The 18,691-nt window shown below is 63.2% G+C and carries 18 protein-coding genes; 3 read left to right on the top strand and 15 right to left on the bottom strand.

Features of this window, described 5'->3' with window-relative positions:
• Nucleotides 1–50: 50 nt before the first annotated feature.
• The gene (locus ABE456_RS25135) at nt 51–1,019 is read right to left on the bottom strand and encodes an EAL domain-containing protein (RefSeq protein WP_346646347.1); all 969 of its coding nucleotides are present in this window, start codon (nt 1,017–1,019) and stop codon (nt 51–53) included.
• A gap of 118 nt (nt 1,020–1,137) precedes the next feature.
• Nucleotides 1,138–3,219 (bottom strand): carboxy terminal-processing peptidase, encoded by a 2,082-nt coding sequence (locus ABE456_RS25130; RefSeq protein ID WP_346646346.1) that lies wholly within the window; start codon nt 3,217–3,219, stop codon nt 1,138–1,140.
• A 144-nt stretch (nt 3,220–3,363) separates the two neighbouring features.
• On the opposite strand from ABE456_RS25130, the gene ABE456_RS25125 reads away from it, so the two are divergent.
• Complete coding sequence (locus tag ABE456_RS25125) at nt 3,364–4,326, top strand: NAD(P)H-quinone oxidoreductase (protein WP_346646345.1); 963 nt, start codon at nt 3,364–3,366, stop codon at nt 4,324–4,326.
• A gap of 124 nt (nt 4,327–4,450) precedes the next feature.
• On the opposite strand, the gene ABE456_RS25120 is transcribed toward ABE456_RS25125, so the two are convergent.
• From ABE456_RS25120 to ABE456_RS25095, 6 genes are all read right to left on the bottom strand, one after another.
• Entirely contained in the window at nt 4,451–5,104 is a 654-nt protein-coding gene (locus ABE456_RS25120) for an HAD family hydrolase (protein ID WP_346646344.1), read from the bottom strand.
• Between the two features lie 12 nt (nt 5,105–5,116).
• Nucleotides 5,117–6,106 carry an ABC transporter ATP-binding protein gene (locus ABE456_RS25115; protein WP_346646343.1) on the bottom strand — a complete coding sequence of 330 codons (990 nt, stop codon included), beginning with the start codon at nt 6,104–6,106 and terminating at the stop codon, nt 5,117–5,119.
• Between the two features lies 1 nt (nt 6,107).
• A complete protein-coding gene (locus ABE456_RS25110) occupies nt 6,108–6,902 on the bottom strand; it encodes an ABC transporter permease (RefSeq protein ID WP_346646342.1) in 795 nt (264 codons plus the stop codon).
• On the bottom strand, nt 6,892–7,743 hold the full coding sequence (locus ABE456_RS25105) for an ABC transporter permease subunit (protein WP_346646341.1): 852 nt from the start codon (nt 7,741–7,743) through the stop codon (nt 6,892–6,894). Before ABE456_RS25105 ends, ABE456_RS25110 begins: the two co-directional genes overlap by 11 nt.
• Nucleotides 7,740–8,546, bottom strand: a complete 807-nt coding sequence (locus ABE456_RS25100) for an alkaline phosphatase family protein (RefSeq protein ID WP_346646340.1) — start codon at nt 8,544–8,546, stop codon at nt 7,740–7,742. Before ABE456_RS25100 ends, ABE456_RS25105 begins: the two co-directional genes overlap by 4 nt.
• A 155-nt stretch (nt 8,547–8,701) precedes the next feature.
• Nucleotides 8,702–9,766, bottom strand: coding sequence for an extracellular solute-binding protein (locus tag ABE456_RS25095; protein ID WP_346646339.1), 1,065 nt, complete (start codon nt 9,764–9,766; stop codon nt 8,702–8,704).
• A gap of 327 nt (nt 9,767–10,093) precedes the next feature.
• Here ABE456_RS25095 and ABE456_RS25090 point away from each other — a divergent pair, with 327 nt between their 5' ends.
• Complete coding sequence (locus ABE456_RS25090; RefSeq protein ID WP_346646338.1) at nt 10,094–10,807, top strand: UTRA domain-containing protein; 714 nt, start codon at nt 10,094–10,096, stop codon at nt 10,805–10,807.
• Between the two features lie 115 nt (nt 10,808–10,922).
• Here the strand turns inward: ABE456_RS25090 and ABE456_RS25085 are convergent, their stop codons facing one another.
• The 7 genes from ABE456_RS25085 to minC form a co-directional block, all read right to left on the bottom strand.
• The gene (locus ABE456_RS25085; protein WP_346646337.1) at nt 10,923–13,076 is read right to left on the bottom strand and encodes a mechanosensitive ion channel family protein; all 2,154 of its coding nucleotides are present in this window, start codon (nt 13,074–13,076) and stop codon (nt 10,923–10,925) included.
• Nucleotides 13,077–13,120: 44 nt separating this feature from the next.
• A complete protein-coding gene (locus ABE456_RS25080) occupies nt 13,121–13,288 on the bottom strand; it encodes a hypothetical protein (protein ID WP_016501052.1) in 168 nt (55 codons plus the stop codon).
• A gap of 136 nt (nt 13,289–13,424) precedes the next feature.
• Nucleotides 13,425–14,714, bottom strand: coding sequence for a M18 family aminopeptidase (locus ABE456_RS25075; RefSeq protein ID WP_346646336.1), 1,290 nt, complete (start codon nt 14,712–14,714; stop codon nt 13,425–13,427).
• A gap of 107 nt (nt 14,715–14,821) precedes the next feature.
• On the bottom strand, nt 14,822–15,457 hold the full coding sequence (locus tag ABE456_RS25070) for an RluA family pseudouridine synthase (protein ID WP_346646335.1): 636 nt from the start codon (nt 15,455–15,457) through the stop codon (nt 14,822–14,824).
• Between the two features lie 153 nt (nt 15,458–15,610).
• Nucleotides 15,611–15,865, bottom strand: coding sequence for a cell division topological specificity factor MinE (gene minE / locus ABE456_RS25065; RefSeq protein WP_003252572.1), 255 nt, complete (start codon nt 15,863–15,865; stop codon nt 15,611–15,613).
• Nucleotides 15,866–15,868: 3 nt separating this feature from the next.
• A complete protein-coding gene (gene minD / locus ABE456_RS25060) occupies nt 15,869–16,681 on the bottom strand; it encodes a septum site-determining protein MinD (protein WP_019097102.1) in 813 nt (270 codons plus the stop codon).
• Between the two features lie 119 nt (nt 16,682–16,800).
• The gene (gene minC, locus ABE456_RS25055; RefSeq protein WP_346646334.1) at nt 16,801–17,553 is read right to left on the bottom strand and encodes a septum site-determining protein MinC; all 753 of its coding nucleotides are present in this window, start codon (nt 17,551–17,553) and stop codon (nt 16,801–16,803) included.
• A 111-nt stretch (nt 17,554–17,664) separates the two neighbouring features.
• Between minC and ABE456_RS25050 the strand changes: the two genes are divergently transcribed.
• Nucleotides 17,665–18,600 (top strand): lipid A biosynthesis lauroyl acyltransferase, encoded by a 936-nt coding sequence (locus tag ABE456_RS25050; protein WP_346646333.1) that lies wholly within the window; start codon nt 17,665–17,667, stop codon nt 18,598–18,600.
• Nucleotides 18,601–18,691: the final 91 nt, after the last annotated feature.

Genomic DNA, 18,691 nt, shown 5'->3' with positions numbered 1-18,691 from the left:
GTGCGGCCCAATCGCGACACAAGGCCGCTCCCACAGGGACCGCGCAAGGCTCAGGGCCTGTGTTGTACCTGTGGGAGCGGGTTTACCCGCGAAGAGGCCGGCACCGGCAGCGCATCCCTGTGAATCAACCCACAAGCCCTGCCATCGGCATCCACCATCTGCAATGCATCCAAGTGCAGATGCCGGCCAAACAACTCCAGCAACTGCCCAATCGTGGCATTGAGCCGCACCGTCGGCTGCTCGGCCGGCGGCACGCTTATCAGCCCAGGTAACGGCCGGCTCTCACGTACTCCCAGCTCCTGCGGCCGCCCCAGTAGGTAGCCCTGTACCAGGTCCACGCCCATCTCCACCAGTACCGCCAGCTCCTCCGCCAGCTCGATCCCTTCGGCAATTACCTGTGCCTTCGACGCTCGGGCAATCTGCAGGATCGAGCCGACGAACTCGCGCTTGAGCGGGTCGCGGTGGATGCCGTCGATGAAATGCCGGTCGATCTTCACGTATTCAGGGCGCAGCTCCGACCACAAGCGCAAGCTCGAATAACCTGCCCCCAGATCGTCGATGGCAATCGAAAAGCCCATGTCGCGGTAGTGGTGCAGGGCATTGGACAGCAGCTGGAAGTCGTCGGTCGGGGTGTGCTCGGTCAGCTCGATCACCACCCGGCTGGGCGGCAGGCCGACCTGTTCGAGCAGCTTTAGGGTCAAGCCAGACGGGTAGTGCGGCTCTAGCAGCGATTCTGGCGAGATGTTGAGAAACAGCTTGCCCTGTAACTGCTGCTCGTTGAAACGCCGGCAGGCGCTTTCCCGGCAGGCCGCCTCCAGTTCGGTCAGGCGGCCGGCCTGGCGGGCGATGGTAAACAGGTTCAGCGGCGCGTGCAGCGGGCTGTTGGACGGCCCGCGGCTCAGCGCTTCATGGCCGTACACCCGTTGTTCGCTCAGGCACATGATCGGCTGGAACAGGCTGTGAATACTGCGTTGAGCCAGGATGGCACTCAAGGCACTGAGCTGTTCGGCAACGGTCATGACGTATTCCTGAAAATGAAAGGGCCAGGCGTTTGCACGCCCAGCCCCTCTATTTCACGACAGCGCGATGACTGTTTGATGACAGGTCACATTATTCTGCCATCACTTGCGCAGTGCCTTACTTCTTGGCCACCTTGGTGCTTGCGCTCAGGTAGTCGATCAGGATACGACCGGTTTCGGACAGGTAGGCATCGTCTTCCGGCTTGGTGTTGTCATCCTCGGTTGGCAGTGCGTCTTCGTCCTCTTTCTTCAGCTCTTTCAGCGGCTCTTCACCCTTGGCCTTGCGGCGGATGTTTTCCAGCGCCAGTTGCTTGGCCTCGATGTCGTCGTGGCGTGCGCGGCGCTCCTGTTCGTTGAGGCTGACGGTTTTCTCGTTCATCAGCTTCTGGGTCAGGGCCAGGCGGTCGCGGATGTAGGTGAACTCCGCATCCTTGTCGCTGCGTGCTTCATGCTGCGCCTTGAGCTGGGCCAGGAACGGCTTGAACGGGTCGGCCGCCGGTTTCACTACCGGGCGGATAGTGTCCCACGGCATGGCCTCGGGTAGGGCGCTCTCGCCGATTTCCTTGGTGTCGATGATCGACGGGTAGTCGATGTCCGGCAGCACGCCCTGGTGCTGGGTGCTCTGCCCGGAAACCCGGTAGAACTTGGCCAGCGTCAGTTTCAGCTCGCCATGGTTGAGCGGCTGGATGGTCTGCACGGTGCCTTTGCCGAAGGTCTGGCCGCCGATGATCAGCGCGCGGTGGTAGTCCTGCATGGCACCGGCGAAGATCTCCGAAGCCGACGCCGACAGGCGGTTGACCAGCAGCGCCAGCGGGCCTTTGTAGAAGGCGCCTGGGTTTTCGTCTTCCAGCACGTCGACACGGCCGTCGCTGTTGCGTACCAGCACGGTCGGGCCTTTTTCGATGAACAGGCTGGTCAGCTCGGTGGCTTCCTGCAGCGAGCCGCCGCCGTTGTTGCGCAGGTCAATGACCACGCCGTCGACTTTCTCTTTCTGCAGTTCGGTGAGCAGCTTCTTCACGTCACGCGTGGTGCTCTTGTACTCCGGGTCACCGGCGCGGTAGGCCTTGAAGTCCAGGTAGAAGGCCGGGATCTCGATGATGCCCAGCTTGTAGTCACGCCCGTCCTGCTTGAGCTTGAGCACCGACTTTTTCGCTGCCTGCTCTTCAAGCTTCACCGCTTCGCGGGTAATCGACACGATCTTGCTGGTCTGGTCGCTAGGCGCATTGCTGGCCGGGATGATCTCCAGGCGCACCACCGAGCCTTTCGGGCCACGGATCAGCTTGACCACTTCGTCCAGGCGCCAGCCGACCACGTCGACCATTTCCTTGTTGCCCTGGGCTACGCCGATGATCTTGTCGGCCGGGGCCACTTGCTTGGTCTTGGCTGCCGGGCCTGCCGGCACCAGGCGCACGATCTTGACCTGGTCGTTGTCGCTTTGCAGCACCGCGCCGATGCCTTCCAGCGACAGGCTCATGTTGATGTCGAAGTTTTCCGCGTTGTCCGGCGACAGGTAGTTGGTGTGCGGGTCGTAGGACTGGGCGAAGGTGTTGATGTAGGCCTGGAAGATGTCCTCGGCACGGGTCTGGTCCAGGCGCGCCAGCTGGTTCTTGTAGCGCTTGGTCAGGGTTTCCTGGATCTGCTTGGGTTCCTTGCCGGCGATCTTCTGACGCAGCACTTCGTCCTTGACGCGTTTGCGCCACAAGTCATCGAGCTCGGCCTGGTCCTTCAACCACGGTGCGTCCTTGCGCTCGATCAGCAAGGTTTCCTTGGTGGTGAAGTCGATCTTGTCCACGCCTTTGTTCAATTCGGCCAGGGCGAAGTCCAGGCGTTGCTTGACGCGGTCCAGGTAGCGTTTGTAGATGGTGAAGCCCGGGTCCAGGTTACCGCTCTTGAGGAAATCGTCGAATTGCGTTTTCCATTTGTCGAACTCGGCGATATCGGCGGCGGTGAAGTAGCTGCGTGCCGGGTCCAGCAGCTTGATGTAGCTGTCATAGATGATGACCGAACGGGCGTCGTCCAGCGGCGGCTTGCTGTAGTGGTGGCGCTTGAGCAATTCCACCACGTTGAGGCTGGCGACGATCTCGTCGCGGTCCGGCTGCAGGCTGTCCCACTTGTTGGCGGCCACCGCATTGCCGCCGAGCGTGAGGCTACCCAGGCCGATCATCAGGGCCAGGGCGGTGCTTGGAAGGAAATGCTTCATGCTGATTCGACGTGGGGGCATTTGATCACGCATAGTAGGCCGTCTATTCCGTTCGCCGGTTCCATGGGAGCCGGGCGCATACTGCAAAAAGCCTGGGGCATAGCGACCCCAGGCTCGGTCATATGATTCAACTATGGAGGCACTGTGAAGGCATTGCAAGGCGTTGACGGACATGTGGAGTGGGTCGAGGCCGAACGCCCGGCCTGTGACGCGGGCCAAGTGCGCATTCGCGTGGCCGCAGCGGGGCTGAACCGCGCCGATCTGCTGCAGATGAAAGGTTTGTACCCGCCACCGCCAGGTGCCAGCCCGTACATGGGCCTGGAGTGTTCCGGGGTGGTTGAAGAAGTGGGCGCCGGTGCCGATTGGCGCGTGGGCGACCGGGTGTGTGCGCTGCTGGCCAGCGGTGCCATGGCCGAAGAAGTGGTTGTCGATGCCCGCCACGTGCTGCCGGTGCCCGAGGGCCTGAGCCTGAACGAGGCGGCGGCGTTGCCGGAGGTGTATGCCACTGCCTGGTTGAACATCTTCCAGCTCGGTGGTGTGAAGGCCGGTGAAAAAGTGCTGGTGCACGCTGGTGCCAGTGGCGTGGGCTCGGCGGCTATCCAGCTGTGCAAGGCGTTCGGCAGCCCGGTATGGGTCAGCGTCGGTTCGCAGGACCGCCTGGACTATTGCGAGGCACTGGGCGCCGCGGGCGGTGTGGTGCGTAACCAGAACCTGGATGAGCTGGAAGGTTTTGGCCCGTTCGACGTTATTCTCGACCCGGTGGGGGCTAGCTACGGCGAGCTCAACCTCAAGTTGCTGGCCCGTGACGGGCGCTGGGTAATCATTGGCCTGATGGGCGGGCGCAAGTTCGAGCTGGACCTCGCGCAGGTGCTGGGCAAGCGCCTGGAAATCACCGGTTCGACCCTGCGCAACCGTGATGACGGCTTCAAGGCTGAGCTGCTGCGTGAATTGCAGCAACAGGTATGGCCGCTGTTTGCCGAAGGGCGCTTGTCGCCGCAGCTGGTCGATACCTACCCGGTGGAGTTTGCCCAGGCGGCGTATGCCGAGCTGGAAACCAACCAGGTGTCGGGCAAGCTGGTGATGGTGATCGACCCAAGCCTGGCATAAGCAGGCCAGGCCTCTTCGCGGGTGAACCCGCTCCCACAGAAATCACCACAGGTTCGTACATTGTGGTATCCCCTGTGGGAGCGGGTTTACCCGCGAAAGGGCCGGTACAGTTAAGGCAAGAAGCTCAGGACCAACTCAGGATCGGCCACTTGTTGGTCTCGGCATGCTCGCGCAACACCCCATCCGGGTTCACCACATGCGGGTAATCCACCTTCAGCAACAACGGCAGGTCATTGCGCGAATCGGAATAGAAACTCGCCCCCTCCAGGTTCTCCTGCTCCTGGTCCAGCCACTCCAGCAACCGGGTGATCTTGCCTTCGCGGTAGGTCAGCACCCCATGGGTCTTGCCGGTGTACACGCCGTTCTGCGCTTCCAGCTCGATCGCCAGGTATTCATCCACCCCCAGCCGCGCCGCAATCGGCCCGACCAGGTGTGTGCCTGAAGCGGAAATGATCAGGATGCGGTCCCCGCGCTTGCGGTGCTCGGCAATGCAGCGGCAGGCGTCGCCGTAGATGATCGGCTCGATCACCTCTTCGACCCAGGGTTCTACCAGGTGCGCGACTTCTTCCAGGGTGCGCCCGGCAATCGGCTCCAGGCTGAAGGCCATGTAGTCCTCCATCTGCAGGTGGCCCTTGCCATAGGCCTCCATCAGTTCATGGTCGCGGCGCAGGAAGGCTTTGCCGTCGACCCAGCCCAGCCGGGCCATCTGCTCGCTCCACAACGACGCGCAGTCGCCGTGGATCAGGGTTTCGTCCAGATCGAAAATTGCCAGTGCCATGGGTAAATCTCCTTAGGCCACTTCGCGTAGCGCCGTGGGGTCGATCGACAAGCTCACCCGCTGCCCGTCCGCGTGCAGGTCGGCCGGCGAGCGGTTGAGCACGTCGACCACCAGCTCCACTTCACGCACCCGCACCCGGTAACGGATCACGTTGCCCAGCAGGCTGCGGCTGCGCACTTCGGCGTCAAGCTCGCCATGCACGCCCAGGGTGATCGACTCCGGGCGGATCGCCAGGCGGTGGGCCACCGGGCGCTGCAACAGGCGGCTGGCGCTGTCGGCATCGAGCAGGTTGTAGTTGCCGATAAAGCCGGCGGCAAACAGGTCCACCGGCGCGGTGTAGAGGGTTTCGGCATCGCCGCTCTGGACGATACGCCCCTGGTTCATCAGGAAGATGCGGTCGGACATGGTCAGCGCTTCTTCCTGGTCGTGGGTGACGAAGATTGTGGTCAGCCCCAGTTCGCGCTGGATGGCGCGAATCTGCTCGCGCAGGTGCTTGCGAATGCGCGCATCCAGCGCCGACAAAGGCTCGTCCAGCAGCAGCAGGCGCGGGCGGGTGACCAGCGAACGGGCCAGGGCCACGCGTTGGCACTGGCCACCAGACAACTGGTGCGGGTAGCGCCCGGCGAAGTTGCCCAGCTCTACCAGCTCCAGCGCCTCGCGCACCCGCAACTGGCTTTCATTGGCCTTGACCTTCTGCATGCGCAGGCCAAAGGCGACGTTCTGCTCCACGGTCATGTTGGGGAACAGCGCATAGCTCTGGAACACCATGCCGATACCGCGCTTTTGCGGGCTCAGCGGCACGATGTCGTGGCCGTCGAGCAGGATTTGCCCGCTGTCCACCGGGGTCAGCCCGGCGATGCAGCGCAGCAGGGTGGACTTGCCGCAGCCGGACGGGCCGAGCAGGGTGACGAACTCGCCGCGTTCGATGTGGCAGTCGATGTTTTCGAACACCGGGCTGCCGGCATAGCTTTTCTGCAGTTTCTGTACGCTGACGAAGCTCATTTCAGCTCTTGTCCTTGTTCAGGCGGTTGGCGACCCAGGTCAGTACCAGCACGAAGGCGAAGTAGGAGATCACCAGCGCGCTGTTGAAGTGGCCGCTGCTGTTGCGCATGTTGTTCAGGTACACCTGCAGGGTTTCGTAGCGGGTGCCGACCAGCAGGTTGGCAAACACGAACTCACCGAACAGGAATGAAAACGACAGCAGCAGCGCCACCATCAGGCCCTTGCGCAGGTTCGGCAGCACCACCAGCAGTGCGGCCTGCCAGGTGCTGGCGCCGAGCAGCTGGGCGGCGTCCATCAGGTCGCGCAGGTTGATGGCCTGCAGGTTGTTGGTAATGGCCCGGTACATGAACGGCAGGGCGATGGTGAAGTAGCAGCCAATCAGGATCCACGGTGTACCGACCATGGCCATCGGCCCGCTGCCATACAGCTGCAACAGCCCCACCGACGACACCACCGGCGGTACCGCGAACGGCAGCAGGATGAGGATGTTCATCAGCGCATCGAGCCTGGGGAAGTGGTAATGCACCACGAACAGCAGCGGCAAGATCAGCACCACCGACAGCAGCAGCGCGCCCACGCACACCACCAGCGACTGGCCGAAAGCGGCCAGGAAGCGCGGCTCGCTCCACAGCGCGGTGTACCATTTCAGGGTCAGGCCGCTGGGCAGCAGGCTGGCCGACCAGCTGGTGGCCAGCGAGTACAGCAGGGTGCCGGCCAGCGGCAGCAGCAGGATCAGGAACAGCAGGTAAACCACAGCGCGGTGGTACCAGCCGCCAGAGCGGGCGTCAGCGCGCATGGTAGCTCCGTTTCAGTAGCCATTGGTGCACCACCGTGACCAGCGTCATCAGACCCACCAGCACCATCGCCAGGGCACTGGCCAGGTTCGGGTCCAGGCTGATATCACCGGCCACCAGGCCAGCGATGCGGATCGGCAGCACGTTGAAATTGCCGGTGGTCAGCGCGTACACGGTGGCGTAGGCACCGAGGGCGTTGGCCAGCAGGATGACAAAGGTGCCCAGCAGTGCCGGGGTCAGCACCGGCAAGCCGATGTGCCGCCAGAACTGCCAATGGCTGGCGCCCAACAGCGCGGCCGACTCGCGCCAGTCTTCACGCAGGGCATCGAAGGCGGGGTACAGCAGCAACACGCCCAGCGGGATCTGGAAGTAGGTGTACACCAGGATCAGCCCGCTCTTGGAATAGATGCTGAAGTCCTCCAGCAGGCCGACCTGCTTCAGCAGCAGGGTCAGCGCGCCGTTGAAGCCAAGCAGGATGATGAAGGCGAACGCCAGCGGCACCCCGGCAAAGTTGCTGGTCATGTTGGCGAAGGCACTGACAAAGTCGCGCAGCTTCGAGTCCACCTGGCGCAGCGAATAGGCGCCGAGGGTGGCGATGACGATGCCGAACAGGCTCGACCAGAAGCTGATCTCCAGGCTGCGTTGCAGGGCCTGCAGGTAGAACTTCGAGGCGAACACCTTGCTGAAGTTGTCCACGCCCCAGCCAGCTTCCGATTGCAGGCTGTTGATCGCCACCCAGGCCAGCGGGGCGATCTGGAAGATGACGAAGAACACCGCGAACGGCAGCAGGCAAAGCAGCGCCAGGTAGCGGCCACGGGCGCTGCTGCTTTTGGGTGCAGTCACTTCAGCAGCTCCCGGCAAACCGTTTTGTCGTGCGCGGCACCGAGCAGCTCGCAGATAGTGCCGCACAGCTCGGTCTGCAGCGGCTTGGCCGCAGGGTCGAGGCTGAAGGCATCGCCGAACACGAACAGCGGCACTTCGCGTTCCTCGGCGAGCAGGCCGTTGTGCGAGCGGTCGTTGTTCATGCCGTGGTCGGCGGTGACCAGCACCTGGTAGCCCTCTTCCAGCCAGCCCGGCAGGTAGTCGGCCAGCAGGATGTCGACGCTGCGCGCGGCGTTGCGGTACTGGCTGCTGTCCAGGCCGTGGCGGTGGCCGATGTCGTCGATGCTCATCGGGTGCACCAGCAGGAAGTTCGGTGCATGGCGGCGGCGCAGGTATTCGCCGTCGGCCAGCAGGTGCGAATCGGGGTAGCGGTCATCCCAGTAGAACAGCCCGTGCTGGATCGGCAGCTTGGGTGCGTGGGTATGGCGGTCGCGCTGTGGGTCGAAGGGCGAGCGGTTGTACAGCTCGCTCATCCAGTGATAGGCCGCTGCTGCGGTGCCCAGGTTGGCTTCGCGGGCGTAGTGGAACACGCTGCGCTGGTTGGACAGGCGGTTGACGTTGTTGTGCACGATGCCGCTGTCGATGGGGGGCACGCCGGTGAGGATGCACTCGTACAGCGGCCGCGACAGCGACGGAAGTTCGCATTCTACGCGGTAAAGCGCGGCGCGGTCGGCCTCGACGTAGGCGTGCAGGTGGCCCATGGCATGGTGGGCGACCTGGTAGTTGAGGCCGTCGAGCAGGACCAGTATGACGTTGTAGCTCATTCAATACTCCGCAAAAAACGGGGAGGGCTGCGCCCTCCTTTCGCGACACAAGGCCGCTCCCACAGGGACAGCGAAAACCTCTGGGGCGACGCCGGCCCTGTGGGAGCGGCCTTGCGTCGCGATGGGCTGCGCAGCAGCCCCAAATGGGGCCTGCCTTACTCCATCTCGATGATCACTTGCTCCTGCCACATCTGCGGCAGTTTCTTCGAGGTCGCTTCCCAGGCTTCGGCATTCTTGATCGGCTGCGCCACCTTGTATTGCTCATTTGGCAGCAGCTTGGCCTGCACATCGGCCGGCAGTGTCAGGTGCTCGGCGCGGATCGGCCGCGCGTGGCCCTTGGCCAGGTTGATCTGCCCGGCGTCGCTGAAGATGTACTCACGGGTCAGCTTGGCCGCGTTAGGGTGCTTGGCGTATTTGTTGATGACCGTGGTATAGCCGGAAATCACCGAGCCATCCGACGGGATCAGCACTTCAAAACGCTTGGGGTCGATCTGTTCACGGTAGCTCAGACCGTTGAAGTCCCACACCACGCCGACTTCCACTTCGCCCTTTTCCAGGGTCTGAATGGTCGGGTTGGCAAGCGACAGGCGCTTCTGCTGGGCCAGCTTGGTGAACAGCTGCAGGCCTGGCGCCACGTTGGTTTCGTCACCCTTGTAGGCGATGGCCGCAGCCAGCACGCCGTTGGCGGCCTGGGCGGCGGTGCCGACATCACCAATGGCGACCTTGTACTTGCCTTTTTCCAGGTCGTGCCAGGAAGCCGGGCGGTCGCCTTCCTTGACCAGGTCCTTGTTGATGATGAAGGCAATGGTGCCGGTATAGGCCAGCGCCCAGTGGCCGTCCTTATCCTTGGCCCACGCCGGCACCTGGTCCCAGGTGCTTGGCTTGTACGGCTGGCTCACGCCCTTGCTTACGGCGATCGGGCCGAAGGCGGCACCCACGTCGCCGATGTCGGCGCTGGCGTTATCCTTCTCGGCTTCGAACTTGGCGATTTCCTGGGCCGAACTCATGTCGGTGTCGCTGTGCTTGAGGCCGTACTTGCTGGCCAGGTCTTCCCAGGTGCCTTTCCAGTTGGCCCAGGCATCAGGCATGCCCACGCTGTTGACGTTGCCTTCCTTGCGGGCGGCGTCTTCCAGGGCCTTGAGGTCGGTGTCGGCGGCCATGGCCGTGGTACACAAAGCGATAGCCGAACCGAGCAGTGACGCCATGAAGAACTTTTTCATCCGAAGCTCCTTGGGGTGGGTGCCTTTGCGATCGTTGTTATGGGTAACGCCGTTGCAAGCCGTTGACTGGCACCTTTGGTCTAGGTCAGCAAACCTTGAGCCAAGGTAGGCCGCTTGCGTGACAGTTTGATGTAGGGAAGGGCCGCCCGGGCCCCTGAAGCTACAGCGTAGACCAGGTAATCACCCCGGTTCTGCTGGCTTGGCGCGTTTCTGGCAGTACCTGGCCAAGGCCTTTGTCACAGGATGTTCATCAGCCCTGCCTAGGCTTGCACTATTCTCCACATGCCCTGTGATGGGGCTGGACTAGTCCAGATAGGTAACCTTTTGATGCAGTCGACGCCCCCGCGTGCGGTAACAGCCATCTGCCATGCCCTGCAGGAGCAGATCGAGCACGGCCTGCTGGCGCCGGGCGGCAAGCTGCCGGCCGAGCGCAGGCTCAGCGAGGTGTTCGACACCACGCGCATTACCTTGCGTGAAGCGTTGGTACAGCTGGAGGCCCAGGGGCTGATCTACCGTGAAGAGCGCCGCGGCTGGTTCGTTGCGCCCGAGCGGCTGACCTACGACCTGATCGAGCGCAGCCATTTTCATGCAATGGTCCGCGACCAGGGGCGGGTGGCCAGTACCGAGTTGCTGTCGGCGCGGCTGCAGCCGGCCTCGGCGGCCATCTGTGCGCGCTTGCAGCTGCCGGCGTTGTCCAGCGTGGTGCGTATCTGCCGCTTGCGGCGCATCGATGGGCGGGCGGTGCTGTATGCCGAGCATTACCTCAACCCCAAGTATTTCCCGGGGATTCTCGAGCAGGACCTGGCGCAGTCGCTGACCGAGATTTATGGGCGGGTGTATGGCATCCAGTATGGGCAGGTGTGCTTCGAGATCTTGCCGACTGCTTTACCGGTGGAGGCGGCCAGTGCCTTGAAGGTGTCGGCGGGCAGCCCGGGGCTGCACATCACCCGGGTCAACAGTGACCAGCATGGCCACCTGATCGACTGTGACCTGGAGTATTGGCGGCATGATGCCATCCGCATCCGCGCCCAGGCTGGCTAGGGTGTTGGCTTCTTCGCGGCGGTTCGACGCCTCGATAAACCCGCTCCCACAGGGACGGCACAAGATTCAGGACTTGCGACCAACCTGTGGGAGCGGGTTCACCCGCGAATAGGCCCTAACTGGAGGAACCGGATTCCGCCATCCCGCCACCCCCGGCCGTCACCACCTGCACCGACAACCGCGGCGTCGCCAGGTCCAGCCCGGCCTCATCCATCTGCCGCTTCAGCGCCAGGTTGAACGCACGCGACACTTCCCACTGCTTGATCGGCGCGGTCTTGAACCGCGCTCGCAAGATCGCCGAACCCGACTCGAAACTCTCCACCCCCTGCAGCTCCAGCGGCGACCAGATGTTGCGGCGCATCAGCGGGTCGTTGCGCAGCTTCTGGCCCACCTCGCGAATCAGTGTGATCGCCTGGTCGATGTTCATGCTGTGCGGGATCGCCACGCGGAAGATCGCGTAGCCGAACTCACGCGAGTAGTTCTTGATGCTCTTGATCTCGCTGAACGGGATGGTATGCACGATGCCGTCGATATCGCGCAGGCGCACGGTACGAATGGTCAGCCCCTCCACCGTGCCCAGGTGCCCACCCACATCCACATAGTCGTCGATGGCCAGCGAGTCTTCGATGATGATGAACAGCCCGGTGATCAGATCGGCCACCAGCGACTGCGCGCCAAAGCCGATGGCCAGGCCGATCACGCCGGCACCGGCCAGCAGCGGGGTGACGTTCATGCCCATGTTGGCCAGGGCGACGATCACCGCGATGATGAAGATGACCACGAACAACACGTTGCGGATCAACGGCATCATGGTTTGCGCACGGGCGTTGGCCAGGCCCCTGCGCGAACGCACCAGCGCGTGGTGCACGGCGGTGTCGGCAAGGATCCACACCAGCCAGGCGACGATCAGCGTGCCAGCCAGGCCCAGCAGGCGCACGCTGATGTCGTGGCCGTCGCCCTCGGCGAAGCCGATCATCGACAGGCCCCACACGCGCAGGCCCAGCTCGATGAACAGCAGCCAGATGAACAGGTGCACCAGCAGGTAGCCGAAGTTGCGCAGGCGCTCGGCGTACACTGCCTGGCGCTTGTTGGCCCGTTTGGGCTTGGCCGCATGGCGCCGCACCAGGCCGTTGAGCACCATGCACACCACCACCAGCACCGTGCACATCAGCGACTGGCGCAGCGCGGTGCTGGTATCGCCGGCAGACACGAAGGTGGCGAACAGCGAGATGGCCACCAGGATCAGCGCCGGGATGAACCAGAAGCTGCCGAGGATCTCGATGGTGTCGCTGAGGGTGCGCCGGGTCAGGCGCCGCGACAGTGGCTGGTTGCGGATCAGGTGGGCGATCGGGCGGCGGAAGCGCAGGATGAACAGCCCCGTGCACAGCGCGGCGATGACGTTGGCCAGGGTCGCCAGGGCATGCGCCAGGTGTGTCCCCAGGGCGACCAACATGCGCGGGTCGCTCATTGCCTCGCCAAACGCGGCGAAGCTGCCGATCAGCCACAGCGGGCGGAATGCCTGGTGCCGCAGGATGTGCAGGGCGCGGTGGCGATGCGGGCCATCAAGCAGCGAGAAGGCGATGACGCAGATGGCTGAGAAGCAGGTGCCGACCACCAGCGCGTAAGCCAGCACCATGGCCAGCGATTTGCCCAGCGACTGCGGCAGCACGAAGCTCAGGTACACGGTGAACACCAACGCCACCAGCCATGGGCCGAGCTTGCGCAGGGCAAAGCGCAGCAGGTCCCAGGTGCGCGGGTGCTGTGGCAGTTCTTCGCTCAGGCCAAAGCGCAGGCGTATCCGGTGGCCGACCCAGTTGAAGGCGTAGGCCAGCATGCTCCACACGGCAATGACTGCGGCAAAGCCGAACAGGATTGCCGGCCACTGGTGCACCGGTACCATCAGCTCGGTCAGTTCGGCCTGGGCTTGTTCGATTTCCGCAGCCCAGCGATGGAACGGGCTGGCATCGCCACTGAACTGTTTTTCAAAATCATGCAGGGCACCGCCAATCAGGCCAAGCACCCCCTGTTCGACGCTGGGTTGCGATTGCTTGGTGGCATCGCGCAGCTTTTTCAGGTCGGCCAGCAGCTTGGCCCGTTGCTGGTCGTTTTCCAGGTTCTTGATCACCTCGTCCAGCGACTTGCCCAGCGGCTCGCTGGCCTCCGGTTGCGCGGGCGCACTGCCGCCCAGCAGGCCAGGCAGGCCCGCCGCCTGTACCGGGGTAATGGACAGCAACAGCAGCAGGAACAGGTAACGCAGAAGGGCAGGCACTGGCAAATCTACCTCAGGTCAAACGATTGACCGAGTGTAGAGGTTTATGTCGGCAGTTTCTCGAGGATCTTCCAGCAGGTGAGGCCGAAGATACCCAAGGTGCCGATCCACATCATCAGCACGCCGATATTGCGCTCGCGCATGCTGAAGCCGATGGTCAGCAGCATCAGGAACAGGAACACCGGCACGAACAGGGACAGGAACGGGGACATGGACAGCAATCCTTTTGCAGTGGGGCCATGTAACAAGCATAGCGGGTGGCGGGCGAAGCGGGATTGACCCTAGGCATCTGTTAGCAGGTTCGGCCTCTTCGCGGGCAAGCCCGCGAAGAGGCCGGGCCTGCTTACATCAGGGCAACTCGCGGCTGCGGTAGAAGGCGGTCAGCACCTTCACCAGGTGTGCCAGGTCATGGCTGCCGCACAGCTCGCGAATCGAGTGCATGGCAAAGGTCGGCAAGCCGATATCCACCGTACGCACGCCCAGGTGGCTGGCGGCAATCGGCCCGATGGTGGAACCACAACCCATGTCGCTGCGCACCACAAAGCTCTGCACTGGCACTTCCTCGGCCATGCACAGGTGGCGGAAGAACCCGGCGGTTTCGCTGTTGGTGGCATAGCGCTGGTTGTTGTTCACCTTGATCACCGGTCCGGCGTTGAGCTTGGGCCCGTGGTTGCCATCGTGCTTGTCGGCATAGTTGGGGTGCACGCCGTGGGCGTTGTCGGCCGACACCATCAGCGAGCGCTGGATGGTGCGCACGTAAGCGTCGCCATCGGGCAGCAGGCGCTGTAGGGTCTGCTCAAGCATCGGGCCGTCGGCGCCGCAGGCCGAGCAGCTGCCAACTTCTTCGTGGTCGTTGCACACCAGCACGCAGGTTTCGTCGCTATCGGCGCCCAGCAGGGCCTGCAGGCCGGCGTAGCACGACAGCAGGTTGTCCAGGCGGGCGCCGGCGATGAAGTCGCCGTTGAGGCCGATCAGCGCGGCATCCTGGGTGTCGTAGAAGCTCAGCTCGTAATCCAGCACCACATCGGCGATCAGTTCGTGCTCGCGGGCCAGTTGCTCGGTGAGCAGGGCACGGAAGTCGATGCGCTCGTCACCGGCCACCTGGGCGAGAATCGGCGGCAGTTCGTTCTGCGGGTTGATCGCCCAGCCTTCATTGGCAGTGCGGTTCAGGTGGATCGCCAGGTTGGGGATGATCGCGATCGGCAGCTTGAAGTCGACCAGTTGGCTTTCCACCTTGCCGTCACGGCGGTAGGTGACGCGGCCGGCCAGCGACAGGTCGCGGTCGAACCACGGCGCCAGCAGGGCGCCGCCATACACTTCCACGCCCAGTTGCAGGAAGCCCTGGCGCTGCAGCTCGGGCTGCGGCTTGACCCGCAGGCACGGGCTGTCGGTGTGCGCGCCGACCATGCGGATGCCGTTCAGCAATGGGGCCTGCTTGCCCAGCTTGATGGCGATGATCGAAGAGTCGTTACGGGTGACGTAATAGCGCCCGCCAGGCACTGTGGCCCAGCTGTCGCGCTCGTCCAGGCGCTGGTAGCCGGCAGCCTCCAGGCGCTGGGCCAGGCTGGCGGTGGCGTGGAAGGGCGTGGGGGAGGCCTTGAGGAAGTCGATAAGGCCAGTATTCAGTGCGTCGCGCATAGCTTACTCCAGACAGCAGTGGCGCGAGTTTAGCGCAGAATGTCGACAATTTGTGTCTGCCTCTTCGCGGGCAAGCCCGCGAAGAGGCCGGTACAGCCATCCATCATTCAGAAAGGCGCAGCGCACTCGAACTTCAACCGCTCCCCGGACACCGGGTGGGTAAAGCTCAGCATCGAAGCATGCAGGCACAGCCGTTCATGCGCCGCCAGCGCCTCTGGGTTGGCGTACAGCCGGTCGCCCAGCAGCGGGTGCCCGATCGACAGCATGTGCACGCGCAACTGGTGCGAACGCCCGGTAATCGGCGTCAGCTCCACCCGGCAGTAATCACCGCAACGCTCGATAATGCGCCAGAAGGTCAGGGCATGCTTGCCCTGCTCGTGGTCCACCACGTGCCGTGGCTTGGTCGGCGGGTCATAGCGCAGTGGCAGGTCGATGCTGCCGCTGTCCAGCGCCGGCTGGCCCCAGCACAGTGCGGTGTAGGCCTTTTCGGTTTCGCGGTCGTGGAACTGGCGCGACAGCTCGCGGTGGCTGTCGGCATCGCGGGCCAGCAGGATGATGCCGGAGGTTTCCCAGTCCAGGCGGTGCACGATCAGCGCATCGGGGTAGCCGTTTTCCTGCAGGCGGGTGATCAGGCAGTCCTTGTTGTCCTCGGCACGGCCTGGCACCGACAGCAGCAGGGTCGGCTTGTTGATCACCAGGATGGCGGCGTCTTCGTGCAGGATCTGGATGTTCGACAGCGGCATTGCTTGGTCTCGGTTATATCGGGGGAAAACAGCGGGGCCGCTTTGCGGCCCTTCGCGGGCAAGCCCGCTCCTACATGGGAATGCATACCCCTTGTAGGAGCGGGCTTGCCCGCGAAGGGCTGCAAAGCAGCCCCAAATTGCCGATTGCGCGGATCAGCGATCCGGCAAGGTGATGTTCAGCTCCAGAATCGAGCAGCTGCCCTGGTTTTCCAGCTCGATATGCACGTCATCGTTGCCGATGTTCACATACTTGCGGATCACTTCCAGCAGTTCTTTCTGCAGCGCTGGCAGGTAGTCCGGCTCGCTGCGTTGGCCGCGCTCGTGCGCCACGATGATCTGTAGACGCTCTTTCGCTACCGACGCGCTGGTCTGTTTCTGTCTGCCACGAAAGAAGTCAAAAAGGTTCATGGTTTACTTGCCTCCAAACAGTCGCGCGAAGAATCCTTGCTTCGGCACTTCGATGAACCGCAGGGGCTTTTCTTTACCCAGCAGACGGTCGACGGTATCGCTATAGGCCTGGCCGGCATCGCTCTGGTCGTCGAGGATGACCGGGATACCCTGGTTGGAAGCCTTGAGCACTGCCTGGGACTCAGGGATCACACCCTTGAGCTTGATCGCCAGGATTTCTTCGACGTCGGCGATGCTCAGCATTTCGCCCTTTTCCACACGCTCCGGGTGGTAGCGGGTGATCAGCAGGTGTTCCTTGATCGGCTCTTCGCCGTTTTCGGAGCGGCGCGACTTGCTCGACAGGATGCCCAGCATGCGGTCCGAGTCACGTACCGAGGAAACTTCAGGGTTGGTGACCACGATGGCTTCGTCGGCGAAGTACATGGCCAGGTGCGCGCCTTTCTCGATACCGGCAGGCGAGTCGCAGATGACGAATTCGAAGTCTTTCTTCAGCTCCATCAGCACCTTTTCCACGCCTTCCTGGGTCAGCGCGTCCTTGTCACGGGTCTGGCTGGCGGCCAGCACGTACAGGTTCTCGAGGCGCTTGTCCTTGATCAGGGCCTGTTGCAGGTTGGCTTCGCCATTGACCACGTTGACGAAGTCATACACCACGCGGCGTTCGCAGCCCATGATCAGGTCGAGGTTACGCAGGCCCACGTCGAAGTCGACGATTACGGTCTTGTGGCCACGCAGAGCGAGGCCGGTACCAATGGCGGCGCTGGTGGTGGTCTTGCCCACCCCCCCCTTGCCGGAAGTAACCACGAGAATCTTGGCCAAGGTGTTTCACCCCTAAAATAATCGGGACACTGGTCCCTGCAAAAAACTGAAATAGCTTAAATAGCTCAAATAAAAGGCAACGGTAAAAAAGTTGCTCTAAAAATGCTGGCAAGTATCCGTTAAAGGCGGGTGATGTTCAACACGTCACCAGACAGGCTGACTTGCACGCCGGCACCCCACAGCGGGTCGCGGCGCAGGTCTTCGCAAACCTTGTACTGGCCGGCGATGGAGACCATTTCGGCGGTCATCTGCTGGCAGAAGATACGCGCCTTGGTATTGCCTTTGATGCCGGCCAGGGCCCGGCCGCGCATGGCGCCGTACACATGGATGTTGCCATCGGCCAGAAGTTCCGCACCCGGGCTGACCGAGCCGGTCACCACCAGGTCGCCGCCCTGGGCATAGATCTGCTGCCCGCCACGTACTGGCGAAGTGATGATGCGTGTTGGGCGCACCTCGGGTTCAAGGACGGGCGGCGGGGCCGGTTCGGGTTTTTTCACCTCAGGCTCGGGCTCCAGCGGCCGTTCGCGGGCGCCGGATGGCGGCAGTACCGGCAGGTCGATGGCGATGGCGGCGGCGATGTCCTCGATGCGGTTGGCACGGATGGCCAAAGTGCGCAGGCCGTGGTGGCGGCAGATCCGCATCAAGCCGGGCAGGTCGATTGCCCCTTCGTCGGCCAGTAGCTTGTCCAGCGCCAGCACCAGCGGCGTGTTGCTGAAGAAGTTCGGTGCCTGGGCGACTTTGGCCGCCAACTGGCGGTCGAGGGCTTCAAGGTCATTGCGCGCCAGTTCCAGTACTGTAATGGCGAGCATGCTGCCCTTGAGCTGGAACACGGGGGCGGTGTCGGGTGTGTGGTTTGGGCTCATGGTCTGCATAGACGGCTTGTTGCGAAAAAAGTGCCCTGACTTATAACGAGAACACCGGTTGCCCGCAACATGCGCTGATCCGTTGTAGAATGCGCGGCCTTTGTCTTTCCGGATGCTTCAATGGAACGCCCGCGTTTTCGTCGCTATTACCTTCACCCCAAGTTCTGGGGCCTGTGGCTGGGCCTGGGCCTGCTGTGGCTGGTGGTCCAGTTGCCGTACCGGGTGCTGTTGAAAATCGGTGCCGCGCTGGGCGCGGTGATGTACCACTTTGCCGGTGAGCGGCGGCGCATTGCCGCGCGCAACCTGGAGCTGTGCTTCCCGGAGCTGTCGGTCGACGAACGGCAGCGTTTGCTCAAGGCCAACTTCGCCTCCACAGGTATCGCCTTCTTCGAAATGGCCATGAGCTGGTGGTGGCCCAAGGCCAGGCTGGCGCGCCTGGCCCATGTCGAGGGGCTGGAGCACCTGCAGGCCGCCCAGCAGGCGGGGCAGGGCGCCATCCTCATGGCGGTGCACTTCACCACCCTGGAAATCGGCGCCGCGCTGCTCGGCCAGCAGCACACCATCGACGGCATGTACCGTGAGCATGGCAATGCCCTGTTCGACTTCATCCAGCGCAGCGGCCGTGAGCGCCACAACCTTGATTCGCTGGCGGTAGAGCGCGAGGACGTGCGCGGTATGCTCAAGCTGCTGCGCTCGGGCCGGGCGATCTGGTACGCGCCGGACCAGGACTACGGCGCCAAGCAGAGCATTTTCGTGCCGTTGTTCGGCATCCCGGCGGCTACGGTGACCGCCACCACCAAGTTTGCCCGGCTGGGCAAGGCGCAGGCGATTCCGTTCACCCAGAAGCGCCTGGAGGATGGCAGCGGCTATCGTCTGGTCATTCACCCGCCGCTGGCGGATTTCCCCGGGGAAAGCGAAGAGGCCGACTGCCTGCGCATCAACCAGTGGGTCGAGAGTGTGTTGCGCGAGTGCCCTGAGCAATACCTGTGGGCGCACCGCCGGTTCAAGTCGCGACCCGAAGGGGCGCCGCGGCTGTATGACAAGAAGAAGCGCTGAGCCTTGTGTAAGCAGGCCTGGCCTCTTCGCGGGTAAACCCGCTCCCACAGGAACTGCACAGTATTCAGCCTCTGTGCAATCCCTGTGGGAG

The organism is Pseudomonas sp. TWI929 (assembly GCF_039673335.1).
GTDB lineage: Bacteria > Pseudomonadota > Gammaproteobacteria > Pseudomonadales > Pseudomonadaceae > Aquipseudomonas.
The sequence above is the reverse complement of the archived record's forward strand: the minus strand, read 5'-3'. Positions and strand labels throughout refer to the sequence as shown.

Coding starts and splice junctions, on each gene's coding strand:
- minE (WP_003252572.1), bottom strand. CDS start 15,865: ATGAACCTTTTTGACTTCTTTCGTGGCAGACAGAAACAGACCAGCGCG.
- ABE456_RS25135 (WP_346646347.1), bottom strand. CDS start 1,019: ATGACCGTTGCCGAACAGCTCAGTGCCTTGAGTGCCATCCTGGCTCAA.
- ABE456_RS25090 (WP_346646338.1), top strand. CDS start 10,094: ATGCAGTCGACGCCCCCGCGTGCGGTAACAGCCATCTGCCATGCCCTG.
- ABE456_RS25075 (WP_346646336.1), bottom strand. CDS start 14,714: ATGCGCGACGCACTGAATACTGGCCTTATCGACTTCCTCAAGGCCTCC.
- ABE456_RS25115 (WP_346646343.1), bottom strand. CDS start 6,106: ATGAGCTTCGTCAGCGTACAGAAACTGCAGAAAAGCTATGCCGGCAGC.
- ABE456_RS25130 (WP_346646346.1), bottom strand. CDS start 3,219: ATGAAGCATTTCCTTCCAAGCACCGCCCTGGCCCTGATGATCGGCCTG.
- ABE456_RS25095 (WP_346646339.1), bottom strand. CDS start 9,766: ATGAAAAAGTTCTTCATGGCGTCACTGCTCGGTTCGGCTATCGCTTTG.
- ABE456_RS25070 (WP_346646335.1), bottom strand. CDS start 15,457: ATGCCGCTGTCGAACATCCAGATCCTGCACGAAGACGCCGCCATCCTG.
- minC (WP_346646334.1), bottom strand. CDS start 17,553: ATGCAGACCATGAGCCCAAACCACACACCCGACACCGCCCCCGTGTTC.
- ABE456_RS25080 (WP_016501052.1), bottom strand. CDS start 13,288: ATGTCCCCGTTCCTGTCCCTGTTCGTGCCGGTGTTCCTGTTCCTGATG.
- ABE456_RS25110 (WP_346646342.1), bottom strand. CDS start 6,902: ATGCGCGCTGACGCCCGCTCTGGCGGCTGGTACCACCGCGCTGTGGTT.
- ABE456_RS25100 (WP_346646340.1), bottom strand. CDS start 8,546: ATGAGCTACAACGTCATACTGGTCCTGCTCGACGGCCTCAACTACCAG.
- ABE456_RS25050 (WP_346646333.1), top strand. CDS start 17,665: ATGGAACGCCCGCGTTTTCGTCGCTATTACCTTCACCCCAAGTTCTGG.
- ABE456_RS25120 (WP_346646344.1), bottom strand. CDS start 5,104: ATGGCACTGGCAATTTTCGATCTGGACGAAACCCTGATCCACGGCGAC.